At 38.5% G+C, this 24,447-nt stretch carries 20 protein-coding genes and 1 riboswitch; of the genes, 1 reads left to right on the forward strand and 19 read right to left on the reverse strand.

Annotated features, from left to right (window positions below; all coding sequences use genetic code 11):
• Position 1: 1 nt before the first annotated feature.
• The 12 genes from LQ50_RS19680 to LQ50_RS19735 all read right to left on the reverse strand — a co-directional run bounded on the left by LQ50_RS19680 (position 2) and on the right by LQ50_RS19735 (position 15,143).
• Entirely contained in the window at positions 2–1,279 is a 1,278-nt protein-coding gene (locus tag LQ50_RS19680) for a TRAP transporter large permease (RefSeq protein WP_034632603.1), read from the reverse strand.
• 26 nt (positions 1,280–1,305) lie between these two features.
• Complete coding sequence (locus LQ50_RS19685) at positions 1,306–1,821, reverse strand: TRAP transporter small permease (protein ID WP_034632605.1); 516 nt, start codon at positions 1,819–1,821, stop codon at positions 1,306–1,308.
• A 66-nt stretch (positions 1,822–1,887) separates the two neighbouring features.
• Positions 1,888–3,333 carry an aldehyde dehydrogenase family protein gene (locus LQ50_RS19690; RefSeq protein ID WP_034632607.1) on the reverse strand — a complete coding sequence of 482 codons (1,446 nt, stop codon included), beginning with the start codon at positions 3,331–3,333 and terminating at the stop codon, positions 1,888–1,890.
• A gap of 27 nt (positions 3,334–3,360) precedes the next feature.
• The gene (locus LQ50_RS19695) at positions 3,361–4,446 is read right to left on the reverse strand and encodes a homoserine dehydrogenase (RefSeq protein WP_052144880.1); all 1,086 of its coding nucleotides are present in this window, start codon (positions 4,444–4,446) and stop codon (positions 3,361–3,363) included.
• Entirely contained in the window at positions 4,443–5,687 is a 1,245-nt protein-coding gene (locus LQ50_RS19700; protein ID WP_202595397.1) for a M20 metallopeptidase family protein, read from the reverse strand. The genes LQ50_RS19695 and LQ50_RS19700 overlap by 4 nt, the downstream gene beginning before the upstream one ends.
• A gap of 18 nt (positions 5,688–5,705) precedes the next feature.
• On the reverse strand, positions 5,706–6,914 hold the full coding sequence (locus LQ50_RS19705; protein ID WP_034632611.1) for a cystathionine gamma-synthase family protein: 1,209 nt from the start codon (positions 6,912–6,914) through the stop codon (positions 5,706–5,708).
• A gap of 12 nt (positions 6,915–6,926) precedes the next feature.
• The gene (locus LQ50_RS19710; protein ID WP_034632614.1) at positions 6,927–7,895 is read right to left on the reverse strand and encodes a cyclodeaminase; all 969 of its coding nucleotides are present in this window, start codon (positions 7,893–7,895) and stop codon (positions 6,927–6,929) included.
• Positions 7,895–9,115: a M24 family metallopeptidase gene (locus LQ50_RS19715; RefSeq protein WP_034632616.1), complete on the reverse strand. Its 1,221-nt coding sequence runs from the start codon at positions 9,113–9,115 to the stop codon at positions 7,895–7,897. The genes LQ50_RS19710 and LQ50_RS19715 overlap by 1 nt, the downstream gene beginning before the upstream one ends.
• A 202-nt stretch (positions 9,116–9,317) precedes the next feature.
• Complete coding sequence (locus LQ50_RS19720) at positions 9,318–11,030, reverse strand: PucR family transcriptional regulator (protein ID WP_034632618.1); 1,713 nt, start codon at positions 11,028–11,030, stop codon at positions 9,318–9,320.
• Between the two features lie 12 nt (positions 11,031–11,042).
• On the reverse strand, positions 11,043–12,047 hold the full coding sequence (eutB, locus tag LQ50_RS19725) for a hydroxyectoine utilization dehydratase EutB (RefSeq protein WP_034632620.1): 1,005 nt from the start codon (positions 12,045–12,047) through the stop codon (positions 11,043–11,045).
• A gap of 338 nt (positions 12,048–12,385) precedes the next feature.
• A complete protein-coding gene (locus LQ50_RS19730) occupies positions 12,386–13,753 on the reverse strand; it encodes a UDP-N-acetylmuramoyl-tripeptide--D-alanyl-D-alanine ligase (protein WP_034632621.1) in 1,368 nt (455 codons plus the stop codon).
• 298 nt (positions 13,754–14,051) lie between these two features.
• Complete coding sequence (locus LQ50_RS19735; RefSeq protein ID WP_034632623.1) at positions 14,052–15,143, reverse strand: D-alanine--D-alanine ligase; 1,092 nt, start codon at positions 15,141–15,143, stop codon at positions 14,052–14,054.
• A 326-nt stretch (positions 15,144–15,469) separates the two neighbouring features.
• Between LQ50_RS19735 and LQ50_RS19740 the strand changes: the two genes are divergently transcribed.
• On the forward strand, positions 15,470–16,837 hold the full coding sequence (locus LQ50_RS19740) for a sodium/glutamate symporter (RefSeq protein WP_034632624.1): 1,368 nt from the start codon (positions 15,470–15,472) through the stop codon (positions 16,835–16,837).
• A 98-nt stretch (positions 16,838–16,935) separates the two neighbouring features.
• Here the strand turns inward: LQ50_RS19740 and LQ50_RS19745 are convergent, their stop codons facing one another.
• The 7 genes from LQ50_RS19745 to LQ50_RS26080 all read right to left on the reverse strand — a co-directional run.
• Positions 16,936–18,030, reverse strand: a complete 1,095-nt coding sequence (locus LQ50_RS19745; protein WP_034632626.1) for a methyl-accepting chemotaxis protein — start codon at positions 18,028–18,030, stop codon at positions 16,936–16,938.
• A 44-nt stretch (positions 18,031–18,074) separates the two neighbouring features.
• On the reverse strand, positions 18,075–18,785 hold the full coding sequence (locus tag LQ50_RS19750) for a hypothetical protein (protein ID WP_034632627.1): 711 nt from the start codon (positions 18,783–18,785) through the stop codon (positions 18,075–18,077).
• A gap of 21 nt (positions 18,786–18,806) precedes the next feature.
• On the reverse strand, positions 18,807–19,166 hold the full coding sequence (locus tag LQ50_RS19755) for a hypothetical protein (protein ID WP_034632628.1): 360 nt from the start codon (positions 19,164–19,166) through the stop codon (positions 18,807–18,809).
• Between the two features lie 146 nt (positions 19,167–19,312).
• Complete coding sequence (locus LQ50_RS19760; RefSeq protein ID WP_034632630.1) at positions 19,313–20,950, reverse strand: pyridoxal phosphate-dependent decarboxylase family protein; 1,638 nt, start codon at positions 20,948–20,950, stop codon at positions 19,313–19,315.
• 41 nt (positions 20,951–20,991) lie between these two features.
• Entirely contained in the window at positions 20,992–22,356 is a 1,365-nt protein-coding gene (locus LQ50_RS19765; protein ID WP_034632636.1) for a sodium-dependent transporter, read from the reverse strand.
• Positions 22,357–22,481: 125 nt separating this feature from the next.
• Positions 22,482–22,564: riboswitch (cyclic di-GMP riboswitch) on the reverse strand.
• Between the two features lie 433 nt (positions 22,565–22,997).
• Positions 22,998–24,005 (reverse strand): DUF3231 family protein, encoded by a 1,008-nt coding sequence (locus tag LQ50_RS19770; RefSeq protein ID WP_084138949.1) that lies wholly within the window; start codon positions 24,003–24,005, stop codon positions 22,998–23,000.
• A 196-nt stretch (positions 24,006–24,201) separates the two neighbouring features.
• The coding region (locus LQ50_RS26080) for a Sec-independent protein translocase family protein (RefSeq protein WP_237563767.1) at positions 24,202–24,447 on the reverse strand (246 nt) is incomplete at its 5' end.

Here is a 24,447-nt window from a genome sequence, read left to right on the forward strand (position 1 = left end):
TTCAAAGAAAATACCGATAGAATAAAGAGATTTCCTCAAACATAATGAGCAATACCGAAATACAAACTAACATGATGATATATGGAGGAGTTCCTCTAATAACATCAAGGTACGACTTATTAAAGACGGCACTAGCGGTGAATATATCAACTCCAAATGGAGGAGTTGCTGATCCCAGAGCCGCTTGGAATGTGATGATAATTCCTAGATGAATAGGATCGATTCCAGCCTGTATTGCAATGGGATAAAAGATAGGTGTAAGTATTAAGATCACAACAATTGGATCAACAAACATACAACCAATAAAGAAGAAAATCGATACTATGATTAACACTTGAATCGCCGTTGGATCGCCTCCCATCACAGCTTCTGCTACCATGTTCGGAATACGTGCAAATGAGATGACCCAAGAGAATGCTTGTCCTCCTGCTACAAGAATAAATACCGCAGCAGTCACAAGACCCGTTGATAAAGCAACTTTTGGAATATCGGCTACCTTAATTGTTCGAAAAATGAGAACTTCTAAAATCAACGCATACAACACTGATACACCAGCTGCTTCAGTCGGACTAAATATACCTGAATAAATTCCTCCGATAATAATTAAAGGGAAACCTAAAGGAAAGATTGCTTTCTTTATTACACCCCAGCGTTCACTCCAAGAAGCTTTCTCAGCTAGTGGAATGTTTTTTATTTTTGCGTATATGTAACTATAGAGAGCAAAAAAGAAAAACACGAGAAGTCCTGGACCAATTCCTGCAAGAAACAATTCTCCAACCGAAACTTGCGGTGCTGCTAACGCATAGATGATCATTCCAATACTCGGAGGGATTAGCAAAGCAACATCACTAGCATTAATAATGAGAGCAATAGCACTTGAATCTTTATATCCACTAGCAAGCATCCTTTGCCTCATAGGTCTTCCTATTGCAACAACGGTTGCTTGCGTCGATCCTGAAATAGCTCCAAATAACGTACAAGCAGCAGCGGTTGTAATCGCATACCCCCCTCGTAGATGTCTAATAAATGCACCAACAAAATCCAATAATCGATTTGATGTTTTTCCTGTAGCCATAATATCCGCCGCAAAAATAAATAATGGAACGGCTAATAGCACATAAGAAGATATTCCTTGAACCATTTGTTGAATAATTATTTCACCACTAAAGTTTGGATAAAAGAAAATCACAATGATTAATGGCGCAATAATAAGCGGAATCATCATTGGAAATCCAAAAAGAAGGAGGATAATCATTATTGTCAGTAATGTGGCAACCATATTGGGACCTCCCGTTTCTTTTTTTACTACAAATAATCCTTTTTATCTGTTGCTAAGAACACGTCTTTTTCTTTTATGTTAATCCACATGTTCCGTAGAAATTGTAAGCCTCCTAGTGTAAATCCAATCGGGATAAATAAATGAAACAAGTAAACGGGTATTAACAAAGCCGTTGTCGTTCTTCCTCTTTCAAAAGAAGAAATGGTATAAACATATGCATAGTAAGCTAAAAGAAATAAGCTGATTGCTGTGATGGCTGGAATGATGATCGCCATTATTTTACGAGTTTTAGCAGGAGCCATATCAAAAAATGCAGACATGCTTATATGCCTTCCTTTTCTCGCGGCATAGCTGATTCCTAAAAAAGTTGCTATAATCACAGCAAATTCACTTATTTCAGCTGCAAATGCCCAACTTCTTCCCGTGAAATATCGACTAAGAACATTTCCAGTTACCATGAGGGCGATTAAAATAATAGCGTAGCTAAGAATAGCCTCTTCTATTTTCATAATCACTCGGTCTAGTTTTCTAAGTATTTTCAATATAGAGCCCCCTCGGTCAAATTCATTCTCAATATTCAGAAGTACAATGACGCTTCTTAGGCTGTTCTACTGCTTATTTAACTTAAAACAAATCACTTTTGGTTCTGTCATCTCATGAATGGTAAATTGAACCCCTTCTCGTCCAAGTCCTGAAGCTTTGACTCCCCCAAATGGCATACCATCAATTCGGTAATCACTGCTATCATTGATCATCACGCCTCCAACCTCAAGCTGTTCGCTTGCTTGAAAGGCATATTCCAGATTATTTGTAAAGACCCCGGCTTGGAGACCGAAATGAACAGAATTTGACCTTTCAATTGCTTCTTTTATGTTGGAAACAGCATAAAGCAAAACAACCGGACCAAAAACCTCTTCTCTTGCAATCGTACAGTGATCTGGAACATCCATTAACACGGTTGGCTCATAAGATGCACCGTTGCGTTTCCCCCCACATAAAAGCCTCGCCCCTTGTAAAACAGCCTCTTCAACCCAGCTTTCCACTCGGATCGCTTCCTTTTCCGAAATAAGCGGCCCCATGTCCGTTTCTTCTGATAACTTGTTTCCTAGACGATACTCTTGTGTTCTTGCTACAAATTCTTCGACAAACAATTCAAATATCGTTTGTTCAACATAGAGCCTTTGTACACCTAAACAATTTTGGCCAGCTGCCCAAAATGCCCCTGAGACATTCGCTTCAACGGCTTCAATCATATTAGCATCAGCTAAAACAATACCTGGCGAGTTTGATCCCAGTTCCATGCTCAACTTTTTCAATCCAGCTTTTTGGGTTATTGCAAGCCCCGCTTCAACCCCTCCTGTAAACGAGATCATTCGAACATCAGGATGAGTAACCAACGTATCCCCAATCTCATAGCCATACCCCGTCACAACGGATAAAACTTTATCTGGTAATCCTGCCGCTTCAAACGCTTCAGCAAGTTTGAGCGCACTTAGTGGCGTTGCCGTTGCAGGTTTAACAATTATGGCATTTCCTGAAGCAATGGCCGGGCCTACTTTATGAGCAACAAGGTTTAATGGGTCATTAAATGGTGTAATGGCTCCAATAATACCAATAGGAATACGTGTATAATAACCTTGTCGGCCTTCACTTCCAGGCGCTTGGTCAAATGAGATTGTCTCTCCAGTTATACGACGTGCCTCCTCAGCACTTAAACGAATTGTTTGTACGCAACGGCTTGCTTCTTTACGCGCCTCACGAATGGTTTTGCTCCCTTCGCTTGCAATCGTAATAGCATATTCCTCTAGATGAGATTCAATATAATCTGCGGCCTTATTTAGAATATCAACTCTTTGGTGGACAGACATGTTCGAGGCAATTTTCAAACCAACTTTCGCCTCATCGATAGCTTCAAGCATATCTTCCTTTGATGCAGCAGGCACTGTCGTCAGTAAGCGGTTATCTTCGGGATCACGTACTTCAATGATGTTACTTCGATTAACCCATTTGCCAGCTAGAAACATGTTTGTTCCTACCGTTTCCACATTGATCATGATTACTGCCACCTTCCTTCCACACTCTTAATAAATTAAAGCTTGATTAGCTGTCTCTTTTTTCGATTTGGGTGTTAACATTCCTCGTTCTATATTGATTAAGTCAATCAATAAGGAATATCCTGTTTCAATTTTCCCCGCGCCAGGTCCGCAAAGAGTAATAGTCCCAGCTAAATCACATTCGTACATAACAGCGTTAATGGCCCCATTGATGGATGCTAATGGGTCTGTTACATGTAGTTTCATAGGCTTCACCGATGCGATTACCTTTCCTTTCTCTTTCTTCGCACTTGCAATAAGCTTCCAACGAAATCCTTCTTTTTGTGCTAATTCGATATCTTCTTTTGTCAGTTCTGTGATCCCTTGGCATTCGACATCTTCTACTTTTAACGGTTCATTCAATACTAAGTTTGATAGGATAACAATCTTATAACGGGCGTCAAACCCTTGAACGTCGCTAGTTGGATCCGCTTCTGCATAGCCAAGCTCCTGCGCCTCTTGTAAAGCATTTTCATAGGTAAGACCTTCTTCCATTTTTGAAAGAATAAAATTTGTTGTTCCATTTAAAATTCCTCGGATTTCAATAAAATCATTTCCTGCTAGAGCAGCAAGAGGCATCCGTAAAGCAGGTGTACCACTCATAACCGTTCCTTCAAACCCCCAGTTTACTCCATTATCTTCTGCCATTTGTGATAACTCTTCATACGCTAGTGCAACAGGACCTTTATTGCTCATTACGACATTCTTACCTGCTTCAAAAGCCGCCTTACAATGATCAATAGCAGGTTGTCCCGTTTTCACATCTGTAAAGGTTACTTCAACGATCGTTTGGGCGTTTGTCTCTCTAATTGTCTCGAGACTATTTAATCCGCGAATTAAACCAGGTTTATCTGGATATGAATCTAGTTTTCCCGTTTCCTTAACTACTTCAAGTACTTTCTTGAGGTCCAACCCATCCGGATGATACAAGGCACCTTTCATAAGATCCGAGATCGCAACAACTTTGCCTTGAAATTGAACTCCTTCTAGAAGTTTCTTTTCTTTATTTATTAATATTTCAGCCAATCCTTGCCCAACAGTACCAAACCCCAGTAAAGCTAGTTTATGACTCATTGATTGGTTCCCTCCCCTTTGTTTGATTTTCTAGTTAACGGCTTCACTTCTTCCTGAACAAAACGACGAACGGTTTCTGCTAAAATGGAAACACCTATCGGTAAGCATCGTTCATCAAGATTAAAAATCGGCGTATGCAAGTCTCGCTGAATGCCGTCTGATGTGGCACACCCTAAGAAAAACATTGAACTTGGAACTAATTGACTCATATAGCCGAAATCTTCTCCACCAAGACCAAAAGGTTCATTTACAATGGTAGACTCCGGATATAGATACCTCACCGATTCTTCCAGCCAGCTATTGACAATAGGATCATTCATTAATGAAGGCTCCCCTTTTGTAATCGTAAGGTCATAACTTCCCTCAAACACATCAACGATCGATATTGCTTTCTCAAGCTCTTTTGCGATAAACTTGCGATTTTCACTTGAATAACTTCGCATCGTCCCTTCAATTGTTACTTCCGTTGGAATGATATTGCTAGCCGTTCCTGCGTGAATTTGTCCGATGCTTAGTACAGTTGGATCAAGTGGCGATACCCTTCTTGCAACTATTCCATAAATCGCTTGCAAGACGGGACCAAGCATCCAAACTGGATCGGTTCCAAGTTGAGGATAGGCACCATGGCCACCCGTTCCCTTTAGTTTCGCTTCAAACACATCTACATTGGCCATGCTGTAACCATCATTCATTTGCAAGCTACCAACCGGAAGCCAAGGGCACATATGCAAGGCCAAGGCCGCATCCACCCCTTCAAGGGCTCCATCACGGATCATGTATGGAGCACCTGAAAGCCCTTGCTCATCGGTACTTTCTTCAGCCGGTTGAAAAATAAATTTGATTGTTCCTTTTGTGATAAGCTTTTGCTTGATTAATTCACAAACCGTATGCGCTACACCTAAAACAATTGATGGATGAGCATCATGTCCACAAGCGTGCATAACTCCTTCATTTTTGGAGCGATATTCTAACTCACTTTCTTCTGCAATTGGCAATGCATCTATGTCTGCTCGAACGGCTATGCACGGTCCTTCACCAGCCGACAATGTTCCGACAATCCCAGTCTTGCCGATTCCTGTTTCTACCTTCATTCCATCAATTTCTCTTAATTTAGCTGCCAAATACTTCGACGTCTCGAATTCTTGAAAACTTAACTCAGGATAAGCATGTAAATGTCGACGCCATTCGATGAGTTGGTCTGACAAACTCTCTGCAAGCTGTTTAGTTACAAAACCCTCCATATCCATCACCTTCTACTTTTACGAATTGACCGTTGTACGAAGACCTGCAAAAGCCTGTTTGAAATCTGCAATAATGTCCTCAATATTTTCAATGCCGCAAGAGATACGAATCAACCCTTCTGGGATCCCCATAGCTGCCCGTTCTTCCGGCGTACACTCGACATGACTTGTTGTTCTTGCAGGTCCTACGGTTGTTTCAACAGCCCCTAAATTCGCAGCTCGGTGAGCAAATTCAAGCTTAGGTAACAGTTCTCTCACTGTATCAACCCCGTCTTTTACTGCAAAGCTAAGCATCCCACCGAAACCACGCATTTGTTTCTTCGCGATGTCATAACCTGGGTGTGTTTCAAGCCCTGGGTAAAAAACAGCATCGACCATTTCTTCCGTTTGAAGGTATTTTGCTAATTTCATTGCATTTTCTTGTTGTCGTTCAACGCGTAAATGCAAGGTTTTCATTCCTCTTAAGATAAGGTAAGCAGCCCACGGGTCCATCGTTGCCCCATTAATTTCACGATAATGATAGATCGCTTCAACCAATTCCGAATCATTTCCGCATACTACACCACCTAGTGCATCAGCATGTCCTCCTAAAAACTTCGTTGCACTATGAATTACTAGATCCACACCTAGTTCAAGTGGGTTTTGGTTGATTGGTGTAGCAAACGTGTTATCAACAATGACAAGGGCTCCTACTTCTTTTCCTACTTTCGCCATCGCTTCGATATCCGTTATTTTTACGGTAGGGTTGGTTGGTGTTTCTAAGTAAAGGACTTTACATCCTTGTTTTACAACTTTTTCGATTTCCTCGTGATTCCCTGTCTCACATAACGCTACTTCTACTCCCATACGCGGTAGAAACTCTGTGAAGATCTTATTTGTTCCCCCATACGTATCTTTAATAGAAACAATTCGGTCACCTGGTGTTAAAAAGGTATAAAGCGTGTTGCTAATCGCTGCCATCCCCGTCGAAAAACTTGTTGCCGCTTTAGCACCTTCTAGAATTTTCAACTTATCTTCAAATGCTTGAACCGTTGGGTTTGTGTTTCTTCCATAAATATGTCCTTTTTTCTTTCCAATCGCGACGTCATACCATTCATCCATGTCGTCATAACCAAAGGCAACACTCGGAATCACTGGTACTTGCGTGGCACCGTGTACTAAATAATCTTGTTCTCCTGCCCATACTGCTTTTGTATCTACTTTGACTTGCTCATACTTTTTTTCCATTATTTCATCCTCCTAATTTTCAATTGTTAACCCTAACCCTGCTTCAATAAGCATCTTATATGCATATAAAGCGATCATTGTATCTTGCACACCGGTACCCGTTAAATCACAAACTGTAATTTCTTCTTCCGTTGTGCGACCTAGTTGGTTGTTTATGATTGCCTCTCCTAATTCAACAACTGCGTCTTCTTTAACAGAGGCATGGTGGTATTCTCCAAGCTGGAACGCTTGGGCCTTCACATCACAAACTAATCGGTCTGCTTTAGTGATCACAAGTTGATCAAGTTCTCTTTTATGTTCAGCGTCTGAACCCATCGCTGTTACATGAACTCCTTTTTTCAACCAATCCCCTTTTAGAACAGGGTCTTTTGATGGGGTTGCAGTTATGACTAGATCGGCAATTTCTACGCTTTCTCTAAGTGATCTAATCGGAACAGCTTCTAGATTAAGTTCTTTCTCTAATTTCTTTGATAATTTAACTGAATTTTCAAACTCATTGGCGTAAACGAAGACTTTCTCCAAAAGTCGAACTTGCGCGAGAGCCTTAACCTGATATTCAGCTTGGCTTCCAGCTCCGATTACAACAACATTCTTGACTTTATCACTCGCTAAATGTTTCGCTGCAATTGCTCCAGCCGCTGCCGTTCTCACATCTGTTAAATAGCCATTATCTAAGAATATGGCTTTAGGAGCGCCTGTTCTTGCGCAAATTAACAGCATCATCCCATTTCCTGTTGGCAGCCCGAGTTGCTTATTATTAAAAAAGCCTGATGAAACTTTAATACAGAACATCTCGTATCCTTTTACATAAGCGGTCTTCACATCTACTTCACCGTTATGTTGTTCAACACCCACTCTCAGAATTGGTGGTGTAATGGTATTTCCCCTTGCTAACTCCACGAAACCTTGTTCAACAACTTGAATGGATTCAAGATCTACTTTTACAAATTGTTCAATTTCCTCTCTCGTAAAAATTTTCATCAGGCACCTACATTTTTATTGAAGAAAAGGGGTTCTAGTGGATCAACCTCTTCTTTTACAATGAGTTCTCGCGGAAAGTTAGCTAAGATTTCACAACCTGTTTCAGTGACACGGAACGATTCACTTAATTCCACACCATAATCGTCATACCATATACCTGGAATCATATGAAATGTCATATTTGGCTGCAAGATCGTTTTATCTCCTTGTCTAAGGCTTGCTGTATGTTCACCCCAGTCTGGTGGATAATTTAACCCCATTGAGTAACCAATTCTTGAATCCTTTTTAAATCCACTTTTTGCAATAGTGTTCCGCCAGACTTCTTCCACTTCTTCACATGCTACTCCCGGTTTAACAACCTCTAACGCAGCATTAAGGCCTTCTATGACAGTTGAAGCTAAGTCTTTTACTTTATCACTCGGCTTCCCAAGATGAACAGTTCGCGACATCGGACTATGGTAGCGTTTGTAGCAACCTGCTAATTCAAGAATAGCCGTCATTCCGTTTGTGTACTTATCTTCGCTCCATGTAATATGAGGGGTAGATGTCTTTTTACCAGCTGGCATTAAAGGAACAATCGCAGGATAATCTCCACCAAATTCTTTTGTACCAGAGATTTGAGCTTCATAAATTTTCGCTGCCACATCACATTCTCTTACCCCATGAGCTATCGATTGAATCCCAACATACATTGTTTTTTCCACAATTCTTGCCGCTTTTCGTATATATTCGATTTCTGCATCTGATTTAATAATCCGCACCCAGTTTACTAGATTTGTACTGTCTTTAAATACAGCATTAGGTAGTCCCAGCTTTAATTGCTCATAGCACTTAGCCGTAAAATAATAGTTGTCCTTTTCAACCCCGATGGTCCGTTTGCTTTGACCAATTTCCTTTAGAATATTCGCAACAAAATCCATTGGATGCTTTGTTGTTGATTGAACATAATCATCTGGATATGGAATGATGTTATCGTGATAAAGCCAGCTCGTCACTTTAGCTACATTGGCATCCATCCCTCTTCCAATCCAAATCGGCTGTTCCTCATCAATCATAACAAGTAGCATTTGATGAACATAAAAGGACCATCCATCATACCCAGATAAATAACACATATTAGCTGGGTCTGTTATGAGCAAGACTTCTACTCCTTCTTGAGTCATCCGCTCTTTTGTCTTTACTAATCTTTGCTTATATTCTGCATGGGAAAAACTTGTCATCTTTCATTTCTCCTCTTTATTAATGTGTAAATCTTATAGATTCATCTTAGAGTTTTTCCAAAAAAAAATATATTCTGCAAATTGTATAAAGTTTCGTCTTATTTCTAATCACTTTATCTAAAACATTTGTCAGATTTTGTTACTAATCATTATGTAAAGTGCCTCAACAGTCTGTCCATAACCTGTTGAGGCACTTAGTTTCTTATTGCTTTATTTCATTTGCTAAACCGATCGACCACACCTTTAAACTAAGGGTCAACAAAAATAAATGGTCAGAGTTCACTAATGATAAACCAGTTAAAGCTTCAATTTTTCTAAGTCGATACAAAAGGGATTGCCTATGTAAATTTAATGCACGAGCTGTTTTACTCACATTGCATTGGTTATCATAAAAAACATTAAATGTTTTGATTAAGTCTGTTTCTCTATTTTCATCATATTGTAATATCGGGACAATCGTGGAGGACACTACATCAATCATGTCTTCGCTATTCATTAATGATAAAATCGCACGTTCAAATGCTGTATCGTTAAAGTGAATCCGCGGAGATAACAAATCCTTTTTCTTTCCAATATTTATAGACAGCTTAGCTTCCCGGTAGCTTTTCTGAAAGAGATAAGGCGGATCATGATAACGACCAATTCCCCAAAGAATGCCAAGCTCGGGTAGAAGATTCGTTAGTCTACGATCCAATAAATCTAAGAAGTTATTTACTGATTCAGAGGAAGAATCACTATCTGTTTCCAGAAAGATAATGACTTCATCATGTTTATGTGTAATCATAATTTGTTTCTGCATCGATTGTGCTGAATGAATCAGTTCTTCATCAATATAATGCAGGACACTTTGAAACCATTCCGCAAACGAGCTTTTATTATTTTGAGATTTTTTATAATAGGATTCAATGTGGTCCAGATCTCCGATGATACAGACGTATGGTACATCCATTTTGTACCCGAGTAACTCTCCTCTTTCAATGACTCTCTCCCAAACCTCTATAGGTTCTAGTGCCAACCTTTTAACGAAATCATTACGTAGCCTAAGTTCTGTTTCTTCAATCACATTTTCCCGAAAAAACCATAGCGCTGAAGTGGTCACAGCATGCTCTAACACACTATTAACATATCGGTCTAATAAATGATCTACACTCTGTAACGAGCTTCTTGGTAGAACATATAAATAACCTTGTATTCGGTTATAACCTTTAATGATTGGCAACTGAATAAGATTTTGTCCTTTGTAGCTTTCGACTTGCATCTTCATTTGAAGAGGATCCTGAGAAAAACTTGATTCGTTGTCATTATTTAAAGGAATGACCTTTTCACTTGATAGCTCTTCCCAAAGCTTTGTAATCTGACTCGATTTAGGATAAACCCCTCTGATAGAAGTATGTTTATCGGTAATTACTATGGGTTGATTAATTTTTTTAGAAACAAAGGTAGCAACATCTGCTAAGTCTTGTCCATCTAGAATAAGACCTAGCAATTGTTCTTGAATCTGTTTAGATTCATTTAAATCCATTTGTTGTTTACGCGTAAGCTCGTTCATCACTTCATGGGATATATCAGCAAACCTCAGTTCCCATGGTAGCTCTATTAACGGAAAGTTAGAGGCTTCTGCGAATTCTAATAATGTATGAGGAATATCAAAGATAAATCTACCTGTTGCAATTGCTAATGCGGATGCACCAGAATTGATTACATCATGAACAAACTCCTCAAATAACACCATATCATTCTCACAACCAATCCCTGTTGTAAGGACTAATTCATTTTTTCGGACAAAGTTTTCAACCGGGGCTTCTGTTATCGAAATCCACTCGACGATTCTAGCAGGCAAACAATTTACGGCAGTCCGAATCGTTGCCGCCTCCAAAATATCTAAATTCATAATATCGGCCATCGTTAATTGCATCTAACTCACTTCCTACTTTATGACTTGGTTCTGATTTAGGTATTGTCCTATTACTTGATGAATCACTTTTAAATCAACATTACTGCCACTTATAACGAGGACGACGTTTTTCCCTTTATAACGATCCTTATGATGTAATAAAGCAGCAACCCCTGTCGCCGCAGCCCCCTCAACAATTAACCTATGCTTATCTGCTAGCAACCCCATTGAATAGGCTATGTCTGTTTCTGACACCAGATGCACTTCATCCACTAGCTGCTGAACCAAAGGAAACGTATATTGATTGTTTAAGCCAATCCCACCCAGTAAACTATCTGCTAATGTGTCTACTTCCATCACTTCAATTGGATGTCCAGCCTTTAAACTTTCATACATAGTCGCCCCTTGTTCCATTGAAACACCACTTATAGAAATCGTCTCATTATAATTTTTTAGCACATAACCAACTCCTGCTAACAACCCTCCACCAGATAAAGGAACGATTGCACAATCAATTAGTGGTACATCTTCTAGAATTTCTAATCCAATGGTTGCCTGTCCGGAAATAATATCCTTGTCATCAAATGGAGGAATGATAGTTAATCCCTCTTTTTCGTGGAGCTGGTCACACCTTTTTTTAGCGTCATCTTGAGAACTACCAAATATTTCAATTTCCGCCCCTAATTCAGCAATCCGCTCTAACTTCGCTTGTGGTACACGAGAAGACATGCATATTACAGCTTTAACTCCTAACTTTTTAGCAATATAGGAAACAGCTAATCCATGATTACCTGTTGAAAACGTTGTTACCCCTTTTTGTAGCTCCTCAGGTGATAACGCTAAGATTTTATTTGCTGCACCTCTTACTTTGAATGCTGAAATGGCCTGTGTGTTCTCTAGCTTCAAATACACATTTCCATCAATTACATTTGATAAATACTCAGATTTAATCGTCGGTGTCCTCTCGATAATTTGATACACACGCTTTTTAGCTTCCCAAATTAGATGTGGTGGAATAAAGCGATGAATGGTTTTCATTTTTGCTACCCTCTCCAATTGTATTTTTCATTATAAAAATCCTAAAATTTTGATTTTTTAGTCTATCGACATTAGTCATAGTCTACCTGATTTTGTTATTTTTTACATTATTATTTTTTATGAATTTTTAGAATCATTATAGAAATTGTTGATAACAATGGAAAATAAGCCAAAGTACGAGTATTATCGTTCCGTTTGTTTGATATACTGGGCTTTATATGATTAGTTAGGCTGTTCATCTCCCTTCTGAACAGCCCGAAAAACGCACAGTTTAATCGGTGCGTTTTTTGTATGAATTATTTTATTAATATGGGCACTAAATGCGAACAAACAAGGAATTACATTAATGCATGAACCACTTCTTCTAATTTCATCCCTCTAGAGCCTTTAACAAGAACAATATCTCCATCGCCTGCGACTTCCTGGAGCTTTGTAATCAACGCCTGTTTGTCATCATATGCAAAAACCTGTTTCTCTGTAAAATGAACATTTGCACCTGCTGCAATGTTCTTTCCTAGTTCGCCAAATGTGAGAACAAAATCGATTTTATCTTGGTCGATTCCTTTTCCTACTTCATAATGAAACAATTCTTCTTGTTCGCCTAGTTCAAGCATATCGCCTAAAACAACTATTTTTTTCTTGTAATCCTTTAAATCCTGAAGCAATTCAATTGCCGCGCGCATCGAAGTTGGACTCGCATTATATGCGTCATTAATTACCGTCACTCCATTTTTGCCCTCGATCAATTCTGTACGCATCCCGGTAATCTTGATCATTTCTAACCCTTTTTTGATGTCAGGTGTTGACACCTCAAATTGCTTAGCAATAGCAATAGCAGAGAGGGCGTTATTAATATTGTGTTTACCGAGCACCGGAATAAATAACTCGGTCTCCTCTTCTCCATTGATCGAAAAATACGTACCATTACTTTTCTGTTCGCTCGTAACTGGGTAATAGTTGTTCGCCTTTGACGTACCAAACGTGATCACATGAAACGGACTGTTTTCCACTTTTTCCGTTAATAAAGGCTCATCCCCATGGATAACAAGTGTCCCATTTTGTCGTAGACCTGCTGTGATTTCAAACTTCGCCTCTGAAATTCCCTCTCGTGATCCTAAGTCCTGCAAATGAGACTCACCAATATTTGTAATGATCGCAGCCTCAGGCTTGGCAATCGTCGAAAGAAGTTCAATTTCTCCTCTTCCGCTCATGCCCATTTCGAGTACAGCCATTTCTGTGTCTTCTTCTAGACGAAGAATCGTAAGCGGCATTCCAATATGATTATTGTAATTGCCCTCTGTTTTTTGCACCTTATATGTTGTTGCAAGTACAGACGTCACCATATCCTTTGTTGTTGTTTTCCCGTTGCTGCCAGTGATTCCAATAACTTTTGCAGGAAGATTCGCTAAGTAGTTTTTTGCTAAATCCTGCAATGCCAATAATGTATCGTCTACATAAATAAGCGGGATATCAGCAGGAGGATTGGGCTGATTTTTTTGCCATATGGCTCCTGCTGCCCCGTTCTCAATTGCGGATTTTACAAAATTGTGGCCATTAAAGCTCTCACCTACAAGCGGGATATACAGATTGCCTTCTTGAATTGTTCTTGTATCTGTAGACACTCCAGCAATCTTTACAGTACCGTTTGGGGCAACTACTTCCCCACTCATCCACGCAGCAATATCTTTAAATGCTCTTTTTATCATTCCACTCGCTCCTTTTTGTTGAAGACTGTTTTCGCATACTTTGTTGTTTTTATGGGGTACATGTTATTTACATGTTCGTTCCATTAAGCTCCAGCCACTCGCACCCGCAAGGAGGTATCGAGTGACTTCCGCTCCATTTCACTACGAGAAAAACCGTCCTTCACAGCAACAACCTTTACGAAATAGCCTTGTTGAAAAACGTATGGAGGAATAGCCCCCGTTCTTTTTTTCCTTAACTTTATTCTATGTAAAAGGAGGCTGACTCACAACGTAGTCAACCTCAATCTATTATTGCACCTTAAAACGTATGTTTAATCTTCTGTTTTTCCTTGTGACGCTCTACTCCAAGTTCCACTAATTTCTCAATCAGCTTCGAGTACGGCAAGCCTGATTCCTGCCACAGCATCGGAAACATACTAAATGGCGTAAAGCCAGGCATTGTATTGACTTCGTTCATGAGGACTTCTCCGTCTTTTGTTAAGAAGAAATCAGCACGGACTAATCCTGAACAATCGAGTGCTTTAAAGGATTGAATCGCTACTCTCTTAATGTCTTCATATTCTTCATCAGTGATGTCAGCAGGAATGATCAGTCCCGTACTTCCATCCTCATACTTCGCTTTATAATCGTAAAAGTCTGTATCTGGGACAATTTCTCCAACAACTGAACACTCGGGATCATCGTTACCTAAAACGCCAATTTCCACTTCACGGCCGTCTATTCCCTCTTCTATAATGATTTTACGGTCATATTCAAAGGCTAATTCAAAGGCTTTTTCTAAGCTATCGAGGTCCTTACATTTGCTAATTCCAACACTTGAACCTAAATTCGCCGGTTTAACAAAACAAGGGTAACCAAGCTTTTCTTCAACGTTCGCATAGACTCCTTCCGCATCCTTTTCCCAGTCACCGCGAAGGTACCATACATATTTAGCTTGCTTGATGCCAGCCTGCTCATAGATGTTTTTCATCATCACTTTATCCATCCCAGCAGCAGACGCTAATACCCCGTTTCCTACATAAGGAATGTTCATCAGCTCTAATAACCCTTGAACCGTACCATCTTCCCCATTCGGTCCGTGAAGCAATGGAAAAACAACATCGATCTTATCATCATTTGTATGATTGTTTGACGGGACAGGGAAAAGCTCCGAGTTTAACGCAACTGGAGAAATCGTTTCTCCATCTTCTTTCAATTGAAGTTTCTTGACATCCTCCACTGGGCCTTCGAGCTGTGCTCCCCTAACCCATTCACCTGTTTCAGAAATATATATAGGATGTACTTCATATTTAGTTAAGTCTAATGCTTTAATAACAGCTTTGGCTGTTTGTAATGACACTTGATGTTCAGCAGATTTTCCACCATACAATAACCCAAGTTTAATTTTCATATTCACCCTCCATATCCAATTTCCCTTCTTATTGTAACACTATCGACCCTAATTCAAATACGAATATTTAACTAGATTAATCCACTCTTACCGCCTATTTTAACTATTGTATGTAAAAAGCGTTTCTTTGGGCATGTTTATCAAGAAGATCATTGTAAAACTGTAACTTTTTAAACCAAAGGGGCTACCAGTAAATTATAAGGTCCTAACATATCATTTTCATACAAACATTAGATATACTTATTTCTTCGGTAGCGAATTGTAATTTTTTTAATGTATTGTATAGTTATATTGAAATACTAACGCTTCTTAAAAGGGGAATGTAAATGAACGACTTTTCAATTTGGTCATTAATGATCGATATTAGCCTTATTTCAGGTTTGCTGTTAGTTGGAACCATTTTACGTGCGAAAATAACCTGGATTCAATCTCTATTTTTACCTGCTAGTATTATAGCCGGTTTTATCGGACTAGCCCTTGGCCCTAGTGGAGTAAATATCCTCCCTTTCTCGGACCAATTTTCTGCCTATCCCGGATTACTGATTGCGGTAATCTTTGCATCTATTCCTATAGGAGCTGCAAAGATCAAAATAGGAGAAATTATTGGACGCGTGAGAGAAATGTGGTCCTATTCCATGTTGCTAACGTTGTTAATGTGGGGTGGAGGAGCCCTTTTTGGCCTATTGGTCATTGGTCAAATGTTTACTGACTTGCCGAGTGGATTTGGATTAATTTTAGGAGCAGGATTTTTAGGTGGCCATGGTACAGCAGCAGCCATTGGAGAAGCCTTTAGTCTACACGGATGGGAAGAAGCCATGAGTCTAGGTATGACAGCCGCTACTATTGGGATATTGGTTGCGGTTTTAGGTGGAATCCTTATTGTAAAAAGAGGAACTGAAAAAGGCCACACTCAATTTATTTCAAGCTTTAAGGATCTTCCTTCTGACATGCGATCAGGGTTAATCAAAACCGATGATCGCTCAAGCATGGGGAATGAGACGGTGTCATCTAGCTCTATTGACCCATTAGTCTTACATTTATCTATTATTGCCTTTGTTGTTGGTTTGTCCTATTGGATAACGCAAGTATTAGGATCGCTTATTCCAGGAATTGCTGTGCCTTTACTTAGTATAGCCTTTGTTGTAGCTTTAATCTTTCAATTTTCTCTTAGAAAAGCAAAAGCCGACTCCTATGTCGATCAACGTGTCATGAATCGAATTGGTGGAAGTGCCACAGATTATTTAGTCGCTATTGGGATTGCTTCGATCAATGTTACAGTCGTAATGGATTATGCTTTACCGTTAATTTTGTTATTTGTTTTTGGAATCATTTGGGCCTATTTAATCTTTAAATTTATTGGTCCTAACATTTTTAAAGATTTTTGGTTTGAGAAATCATTATTTGGTTGGGGATGGAGTACAGGAACGGTAGCAATGGGGCTTTCTCTTCTACGGATTGTGGATCCTGAATTAAAAAGTAAAACCTCAGATGATTATGCTCTATCCTATATAGGCATGGTCCCTGTAGAAATTATCATTATTACGTTTGCTCCAATTCTAGTGTCAATTGGACTCCCTTGGGTAATGCCTATTACACTTCTTGTTGTGGGTGTAGCTATCATTGCAGCTTATAAGTATTTTGGGTTATGGGGCTCGTCTGTAAAGGAAAAGACCTATAATAAAAAAGCTAGCTAAATCCTAATAAGCCTTTCATGTCCACTATAAGGCCAGCCACAAGTTCTTAAGAACTTGTGGCTGGCCTAATAATCATACTAAAGAGATACTCTACCCATTTACACCGCTAGACGAACTTCTTTATTCTCTTGTTCTTCCGTGCTTGTATTAAGCAAATCAATCTCTTCGTTTATTTCATTTAACGATTTGGCTTCTCGTACCAATTTCTCCATCATGTTAAGTTGATCATCACTGATTTCCATTAATTCCTCAAACATCTCAACCGACTCTTGAGAGATCGATGTGATCTGTTCAAATGTAGACATAATTTGCTGGGAACTAGACGATAACTCTTCTGTCGTTGCACTTGAATCGTTATTGCTATCAGCAATCCTTGTAATAGACGTTAGAATTTGTTCAAACATCTTCCCGACCCCGATTGTAGACTGATTCGTGTTCTCAAACTCCACCGTACCTTGTTCCATTACCTTAACGACATTATCTGTTTCTGACTGTGTCCCTTTTACAATAGTGGCGACTTCATCAGCGGACTTTTTCGCTTGTTCTGCCAATTTTCTTACTTCATCTGCAACAACAGCAAATCCTCTCCCATGCTCACCAGCGCGAGCAGCCTCAATAGCTGCATTTAAAGCAAGCAAATTAATTTGTTCTGAAATTCCTGTAATCACTTTAACGATCGTACCAATCTCCTTCGACTTATCCCCTAAACTTTTAATGGAATGATTGGATGCCGTCATCATTTGGTTGAAGTCTTCCATCTTCTTAATTGAAATTTGAAGAGCTTCGTTTCCTTTTTTCGTTAAATCCAAAGTGGTTTGTGACTGATCTGCAATGTGGTTGGAACGATCAGCTAAATCAACAATAGCTGATGTCATTTCCTCAAGGGCTGCAGAACTTTCTTCAGTTGCCTTATATTGTTTAGTTAAACCTAAGCCTACTTCATCTATGGCCGCCCTTACAATATCTCCTTTTTCGGAAGCCACTTCACCACTTTCGACGATTAGCTCCCCCTTTTGATGGATACTTGTTGAAAGGGTTTTTACCTTTTCCATCGATTCATTGAAGTGGGTTCCTCTTTCCTCCGTTTCTCCACTATCTAATTGAGATTTTTGTTTCAACTGATAGTACCGAAAAGCAAAGTAAGCGGTTGTTACTGCTAAAACAATGACTGCTCCTATTAAAATACCATTCATGTTGTGTATCTCCTATCCTCTACTGTTGTGCTTTCTTAAACTAATCATAACTTCTTAAAAACGATATACGTTCCATCTGCTATTGTTGTAGAAATCTCTTTTAATCTATTATTTTCTTTATATGTATGCACTATTTCATGTCCTTGCCTATCGATGTACTTTTGCATACCAAAGTATTTCTCTAAGACACGTACTGACTTGTTGTTGGTTGCTTCTGCATAAACACCTTCTAACCCTTCAGCCTTTGCCTTTTCAATCAAACCTTTCCCTAACTCTTCAATGACCTCACGACGATTTTCTTGCGCCGTAACACCGATCATAAACAAATGTAACAGCTTGCCATCTTTCAGTTCTTCCCCTTTATTCTGCAGATACGCGTCCATGAAACGCTTATCTACATCTTCTAAAACGTGTAAAATAACATTCATGTCTGCGAAAGAACCTTGAAACACATCTTCTCCAATAATCTCAGGTACATTCGTATCACCAGCCAGTACACCAACAACCTCGTTATCATCATTTCTAGCAACAATACAGTACCCTTGATGAATAGTAGATTCTAAATAATCCTTAACAAACACATAAAAATCCTCTTCACGGATATCTAAATGTCCAACCATGGGCTCCTGTACCCATTTCCCAGCAATTTCTACACCCATAAAGGATTTTGTTAAACATTGACTAGCTTGATGTAGTAGTTTAGTTTGTTCGACTGTCAAAATGTCATAAGTATAAAGCTTTTGTAAGATCGTCATCTAGACATTCCCCTATCATGATTAAATGTGATCAACAAATTTCCCTGTAAAATTAATTCGTTCAAGTGAGTTACGAATTTGAACTTGTGCGATTTTAGATGACGGTTTTACAACAATGAGATCTTTAAAACCTAACATCATATAATATTGCAACGCTTGGTCTAATTGCGGCACTACTTTAGAAGGCGTAGTTGTTTGATGTGTAGCATCAACAACTAAAACATACGATTGTCTTGATACTTTGTTAATCGTCTCCTCTAAATCTTTCATATACTCCGCAGCATCCTCTGCTTTAATTAAACCATGTACTTGTACACGAACTTCACGACTTGTTTCATTAATCGCCATTTTGTACTTTCTTTTATCTACTACTATCCCCATATCTATTCTCCTTTCAAATTGTCATCATCAAAAAGTCGCCTGTAAACGAATTTTGTCGAATTAACAAGAATAATTATATAATATTTTCATAGGAAATAATACCCATTCTAGCAAGCGCGAAATTTTTAAGTTCCTAATATTCTAGTTTAGACGAAGGAAATGGTTTTTGTTTTCAGAAAAAATTCGACATGCTCTTTCAAAAACCCAACATAACGATCAACCTCATCTATCGTTGAATATGGCGAGATTGCGAAAAATTTATGTGCATATACGGATACTCGCTTGTTTGAATTTGCTGCTTTGACGAGTCGCTGCTTAGTTGTGTTTCCATAGAAGACCGTATCACGCTTTGCACCAATGACTTCTGCAAACTCGTCATTAAATTGATTAATTTCCATTATTTCTTCAACGGTTAAAAGCCCCCTCCATTCATCATTCCATTTATTCTCTTCAGGGTAAAAGCGGAATGTTGTTATCGGAGAAACCTCATTTGTCATAGCTACATTCGAAACTTCTTTTGTGAGCTTCTCTCTAAACGCAAGATTGACGCGAATATAGTTAGCTAACAGCTCTTGGTAACCTTCCATACCAAATGCCAATAGCGACGCATAGATCGTCATCGCACTTCCCATACGCGAGCATTCGAGTGTGTAACCTGTATGATAGCTTCCATAACCACGATTACCAACATATGGCGTTTCCGTTTCATCTAAATCAACATACTTTAGGTTCTCTCTGTTTTTTATTAAAAATAAACTTGTAATATATGGCGTCTGTCCTAGCTTGTGAAAGTCAAAGACCATACTATCAGCAAGCTTGATCTGTTTAAACTTCTTTTGATAGGATTTCAATACCTCTTGAACCTTGTCTTCAAATTGCAGAGGATTGCTTTTGAAGTCGTAATCATTAAAGAAGGTATACATCCCACCCATAGCTGAGTCGGCGTGGATGTAGATTGGACTTATGCCATGCTTACACTCTAACTCTTCTGCTATCACCTTCATAGCCTCAATGTCATCAATCCCAAATGTATCAGTTGTCCCCATTGTGGCAAGAACATAAAGCGGAACGCCACCTTTTGCAATGACTTGCTCCATCTTGTCTCTTAAATCTTCTAGATCCATAGAATGATCCTGATTCACTTTCACGCGGATCATGTTTTCAACACCAATTCCCGTTGCTTCTACAGACTTATATAAACTGTAGTGAGAAAGCTCTGAACAGAAACAATAAAGATTTTTCGGTACACCCGTTTGATTAGACTCTGGCGCATAACGGGCAATCGCAAGGCGTAAGGAATTAAAGACAGCTCCTTGTCCTCCCCAGGTTGTGTATCCCGAACTTAGATTTTCATCGTATCCGATTAGCTTGGAGAGCATACTTGTGACTTCGACTTCTGCGGTAGCCGCTGCTGGACCTTCCACATCCCAAAGATTATTTCCATTTACAAGCACCATAACTAAATTCCCGATGATACTAGCAATATTCGGAAGAGGCGCTGCATTGGCAACATAGTTTCGATTAACATACCGATGACCTTCTACCAATTTTAAAAGCTCCTGAATCACTTCCTCCATCGCCACACCTGATTTCGGAACATTAGCCTTTTGAATCACACGATTATAGTAATCCTCTGTATAGTCTGGCATTTCACCCAGCGTTAGTTTGTTAGGATCCTTTAACTCATCTATTTTCGTTAAAACCGTCTGAACGTAGGACAATAATTCCTCTCGTTGCAAAGCATTCCCGTCCATACTTGGATACAATTTTTGGATTTCCTTCATTTTTTGACCTCCTTGATGTTTTGACTATAAGTAGTTCTTATTTAAAAGAACGTTAAAATCCAAGCAGATAATCCTGCTGCATCTAAAAAAACAACGATAATCGCTATTGGAACGACATATTTTAAGAGAAAATAACAGAAGGAAAAGAAGACATATCCTACATTCGATCCTTGTTTTAATTCGGCAAACAATTCTTCTTTTGAAATGATTCGAGACACAAATATTGCAATTAATAATGCACCTAATGGCATTAAGATATTACTGACTGCAAAGTCCATCAAATCAAAGATTGTCTTATTAAAGAGTTGAACGTCTGCTAATACGCCGTACGAAAGACAGGAAGGGACTCCAACAATAAAAATGGAAATACCAATGAACCAAGTACTTTTCTTACGCTTACTCGAATCGTTTTTAGTTACGGCTGCCACAATAATTTCAATCATAGAAAATGCCGAAGTAAAAGCAGCAAATAAGAACAATAGTAAAAACGCCAAAAAGAAAAGCATCCCAAAAGGCATATGTTCAAATACTGCCGGTAAAACAGAGAATATTAAGACAGGACCTGCATTTGGTTCAATACCAAATGAGAAAACGCCTGGGAAAATGGCTAAGCCTGCTAATAAAGCGATGACAATATTTAAGATAATGATAGAAATGGCAGACTGAGGCAAATTTTGAGTCTTGGGTAAATAAGAAGCATATGTAAGCATAACAGAAACACCCAATGACAATGTAAAAAATGCTTGTCCAAGGGCAAATAAAATACTCTCAGATGTCAGCTTAGAAAAATCAGGAACAAGTAAAAATTTCACACCTTCCAGCGCACCATCTAGACTTAAAGAACGAATCACGATTATTAAAAATAAAACCAATAATGCCGGCATCATAACTTTACTCGCTAATTCAATCCCTTTTTGGATTCCTTTTGAGACGACAAAAATCGTGATGAGCATAAATGCCAACTGTGCGGCAACGGTAGAGTATGGGTTAGAGATCATTTCGCCAAATAACTCTCCATACTGATCCTGAGTTAAGCCAGATAATCCACCGCTTAGAATTTGGACAATGTATAAAAGAATCCAGCCACCCACGACACTATAAAATGAAAGAAGGATAAAACTTGTAAAAACACCGATTTTCCCTATAAAGTTCCACTTCTTATTGGATGCTAGCTTTCCATATGCTTGAGTCGGATCACTCTGACTCTTTCTCCCTATCATAAATTCTCCTAATAATAAGGGCATCCCCAAAACAAGTGTAAAAACTAAAAATAATAATAGAAAAGCACCTCCTCCACCTGTCCCAGCGACATAAGGGAATTTCCAAATAGCCCCTAACCCTATCGCTGATCCAGCTGCAGCTAAAACGAATCCTATTTTCGATCTCCATTGCTCTTGTTGTGACATGACAACTCCCTTTCCTTTCAATCCCATTCCTTCTACTCCATCAATCAAACCCCATAAAAAAAAGTCCACACCAGGGAGGACATAAAAAAGCAAACCATTGCTTGATTAAGGAACTATCCAACCTTTTCGGCAACCCGGCTGCCATAGAACTTTCTTTAGGCCCGTAGCTTTGCGTCCCTATCTTTCAATAGGTTTGCTGTTATCGAAGGAATATTGCAAAAAAACCTTTAGATTTTCACACCTATAAAGTTCAGTATAGGTAGAAAGAATCAAAAAATGATTTACTTTCTTTTATAACAGTAGTATTTTACCATTAATATTTAACTGATAAAAGATGATAATGTTCCTAATATAATTTTTGTGATTCTATTGGTTGTTCAAAACACCTGAATTTTTTTTATAAAAAGCTAAAAGAGCTTACCTCCTCCCGCATCAGGTAAGCATCCCATATAGCAAATATATAAATACATGGGTAAAACATTAACCATTGTAAATTTAAATTAGTCTGTACGTTAATTATCAGCTCTAGAGATATAAAGACAATTCCTTTCACCAATTTCCCATTAAGAAATTGAGCAACCCTGGTAATGCTATACTCCATACAATTTTTCAATTTTATTTTCCATCTGATTTATTATACGTTATTGATTAGATAAATTATTCTTACTTATTACTTGAGGTGGTTCTTCTAACCAGCTTTTATCAATCATAATGTTTACACCATCATTAGCGTAGCCAGTGACTTCTGTTGTCAAACGAACGTACGTTGTGACTATATCCGTTCTTAAACTAGCTGCAGCCGCTGTTGCGTAGTTTGAGGTACTTGATTGTATCAATAGTGCTGTATGGAACATGATTAGTTTATCCGAGAATGGTGCTATTTGTGAGTTTAATACTGTAAGGTCTGATGGCATTGGTACAGGAATCTCATCGTCAGTTAAAATGTTGGAGAAAAGTTTCACATGTTTGGTAGCAATATCTTTTCCTTTATTGCAATATTTTCGTACTTCTTTACGTATGGCAACTTGTGTAAATCCAGTTAATAATACTTGTCCGACTAAATTGGTTTCAACATTGGCATAAACATGAGTAATTTCAATAACATTAACGGGTCTACGTTTTATATTTAATAAACCACCTTTATAATTTTTTTGATCAATAAAATCAATTTCATTCGTTGTTGAAATATAAGGTGGTCTTACAAATAATCCTTTAGATAATAGAACATTACTTGTTTTGTTGTACAAATTAATTGATGATTGTACCGCTTTACTTAAAAAATCACGAACACTTGATTTGGCTGAAGTTGCTAGAGCCACACCGTAAACCGATATTCCTACTTTTGCCATATTCTTAATATAGTATAAATAATATGTATCTGAGTAAAGACGTGGGGCATTGGGATTGACATCCTCATCTTTAAAACCTACAGGAATAGGTTGTTTGTCTTCTTTCAGAAGCTTTTCTGATAGGCTAAGATTGTCTTTTGACGTATGTAGTGCATATTCTATTACTGATTTGATTTCTTCATCATCAACATTTTCTATAAAATACTTAAAAACACAGACTGCCATGCTATTATTTTGAACACTACTCCAAAGTGTGGCTATTTCTGAAGACGTTAATCTGGTTGGATGCTCTTCTATCATTTACTCTCTCTCCTTATAACATGAGTACTGTTATAATTTGTTGTTTTCAATTATTTATTCCTGACCTTAGAAACCGTTAGTTAGCAGATTATTATGCTCGTGCGGAACTAACGATCGTTTTTAATATAATGCTTTAGTTTATGAATGATTTACCAGCAAAAATGGCTATTTTTACGAAAGATACCTTTGGATATGCTCATAAAAGTGAAAAATAATGATTAACAATGGTTAGATGGAAGAACGAAAGCAAATAATGAATAATTAAAAGTTCTAAACACAAAAAATCGGGCATCATTATGGCTTGCTGTCCAATTTGGACCATATTCTGTCGGAATTGTGGAATTTGCTGTCCAACTTGGTACTTATTCAAACCAAACTTGGCTTTTTTCTGTCCGAACATTAAGGTTTGCATACTAAAAAAGACAATCCAATGGATTGTCTT

This window comes from Halalkalibacter okhensis, assembly GCF_000787375.1.
GTDB classification, from domain to species: domain Bacteria; phylum Bacillota; class Bacilli; order Bacillales; family Bacillaceae_D; genus Halalkalibacter; species Halalkalibacter okhensis.

Bases quoted from the DNA above. Each gene is read 5' to 3' on its own strand.
- LQ50_RS19765 (WP_034632636.1), bottom strand. From the start codon at position 22,356: ATGTCACAACAAGAGCAATGGAGATCGAAAATAGGATTCGTTTTAGCT.
- LQ50_RS19680 (WP_034632603.1), bottom strand. From the start codon at position 1,279: ATGGTTGCCACATTACTGACAATAATGATTATCCTCCTTCTTTTTGGA.
- LQ50_RS19770 (WP_084138949.1), bottom strand. From the start codon at position 24,005: ATGATAGAAGAGCATCCAACCAGATTAACGTCTTCAGAAATAGCCACA.
- eutB (WP_034632620.1), bottom strand. From the start codon at position 12,047: ATGAAAACCATTCATCGCTTTATTCCACCACATCTAATTTGGGAAGCT.
- LQ50_RS19695 (WP_052144880.1), bottom strand. From the start codon at position 4,446: ATGAGTCATAAACTAGCTTTACTGGGGTTTGGTACTGTTGGGCAAGGA.
- LQ50_RS19735 (WP_034632623.1), bottom strand. From the start codon at position 15,143: ATGAAAATTAAACTTGGGTTATTGTATGGTGGAAAATCTGCTGAACAT.
- LQ50_RS19730 (WP_034632621.1), bottom strand. From the start codon at position 13,753: ATGATAAAAAGAGCATTTAAAGATATTGCTGCGTGGATGAGTGGGGAA.
- LQ50_RS19760 (WP_034632630.1), bottom strand. From the start codon at position 20,950: ATGAAGGAAATCCAAAAATTGTATCCAAGTATGGACGGGAATGCTTTG.
- LQ50_RS19700 (WP_202595397.1), bottom strand. From the start codon at position 5,687: ATGGAGGGTTTTGTAACTAAACAGCTTGCAGAGAGTTTGTCAGACCAA.
- LQ50_RS19705 (WP_034632611.1), bottom strand. From the start codon at position 6,914: ATGGAAAAAAAGTATGAGCAAGTCAAAGTAGATACAAAAGCAGTATGG.
- LQ50_RS19715 (WP_034632616.1), bottom strand. From the start codon at position 9,115: ATGACAAGTTTTTCCCATGCAGAATATAAGCAAAGATTAGTAAAGACA.
- LQ50_RS19720 (WP_034632618.1), bottom strand. From the start codon at position 11,030: ATGCAATTAACGATGGCCGATATTATGAATTTAGATATTTTGGAGGCG.
- LQ50_RS19755 (WP_034632628.1), bottom strand. From the start codon at position 19,166: ATGGGGATAGTAGTAGATAAAAGAAAGTACAAAATGGCGATTAATGAA.
- LQ50_RS19690 (WP_034632607.1), bottom strand. From the start codon at position 3,333: ATGATCAATGTGGAAACGGTAGGAACAAACATGTTTCTAGCTGGCAAA.
- LQ50_RS19740 (WP_034632624.1), top strand. From the start codon at position 15,470: ATGAACGACTTTTCAATTTGGTCATTAATGATCGATATTAGCCTTATT.
- LQ50_RS19710 (WP_034632614.1), bottom strand. From the start codon at position 7,895: ATGAAAATTTTTACGAGAGAGGAAATTGAACAATTTGTAAAAGTAGAT.
- LQ50_RS19745 (WP_034632626.1), bottom strand. From the start codon at position 18,030: ATGAATGGTATTTTAATAGGAGCAGTCATTGTTTTAGCAGTAACAACC.
- LQ50_RS19750 (WP_034632627.1), bottom strand. From the start codon at position 18,785: ATGACGATCTTACAAAAGCTTTATACTTATGACATTTTGACAGTCGAA.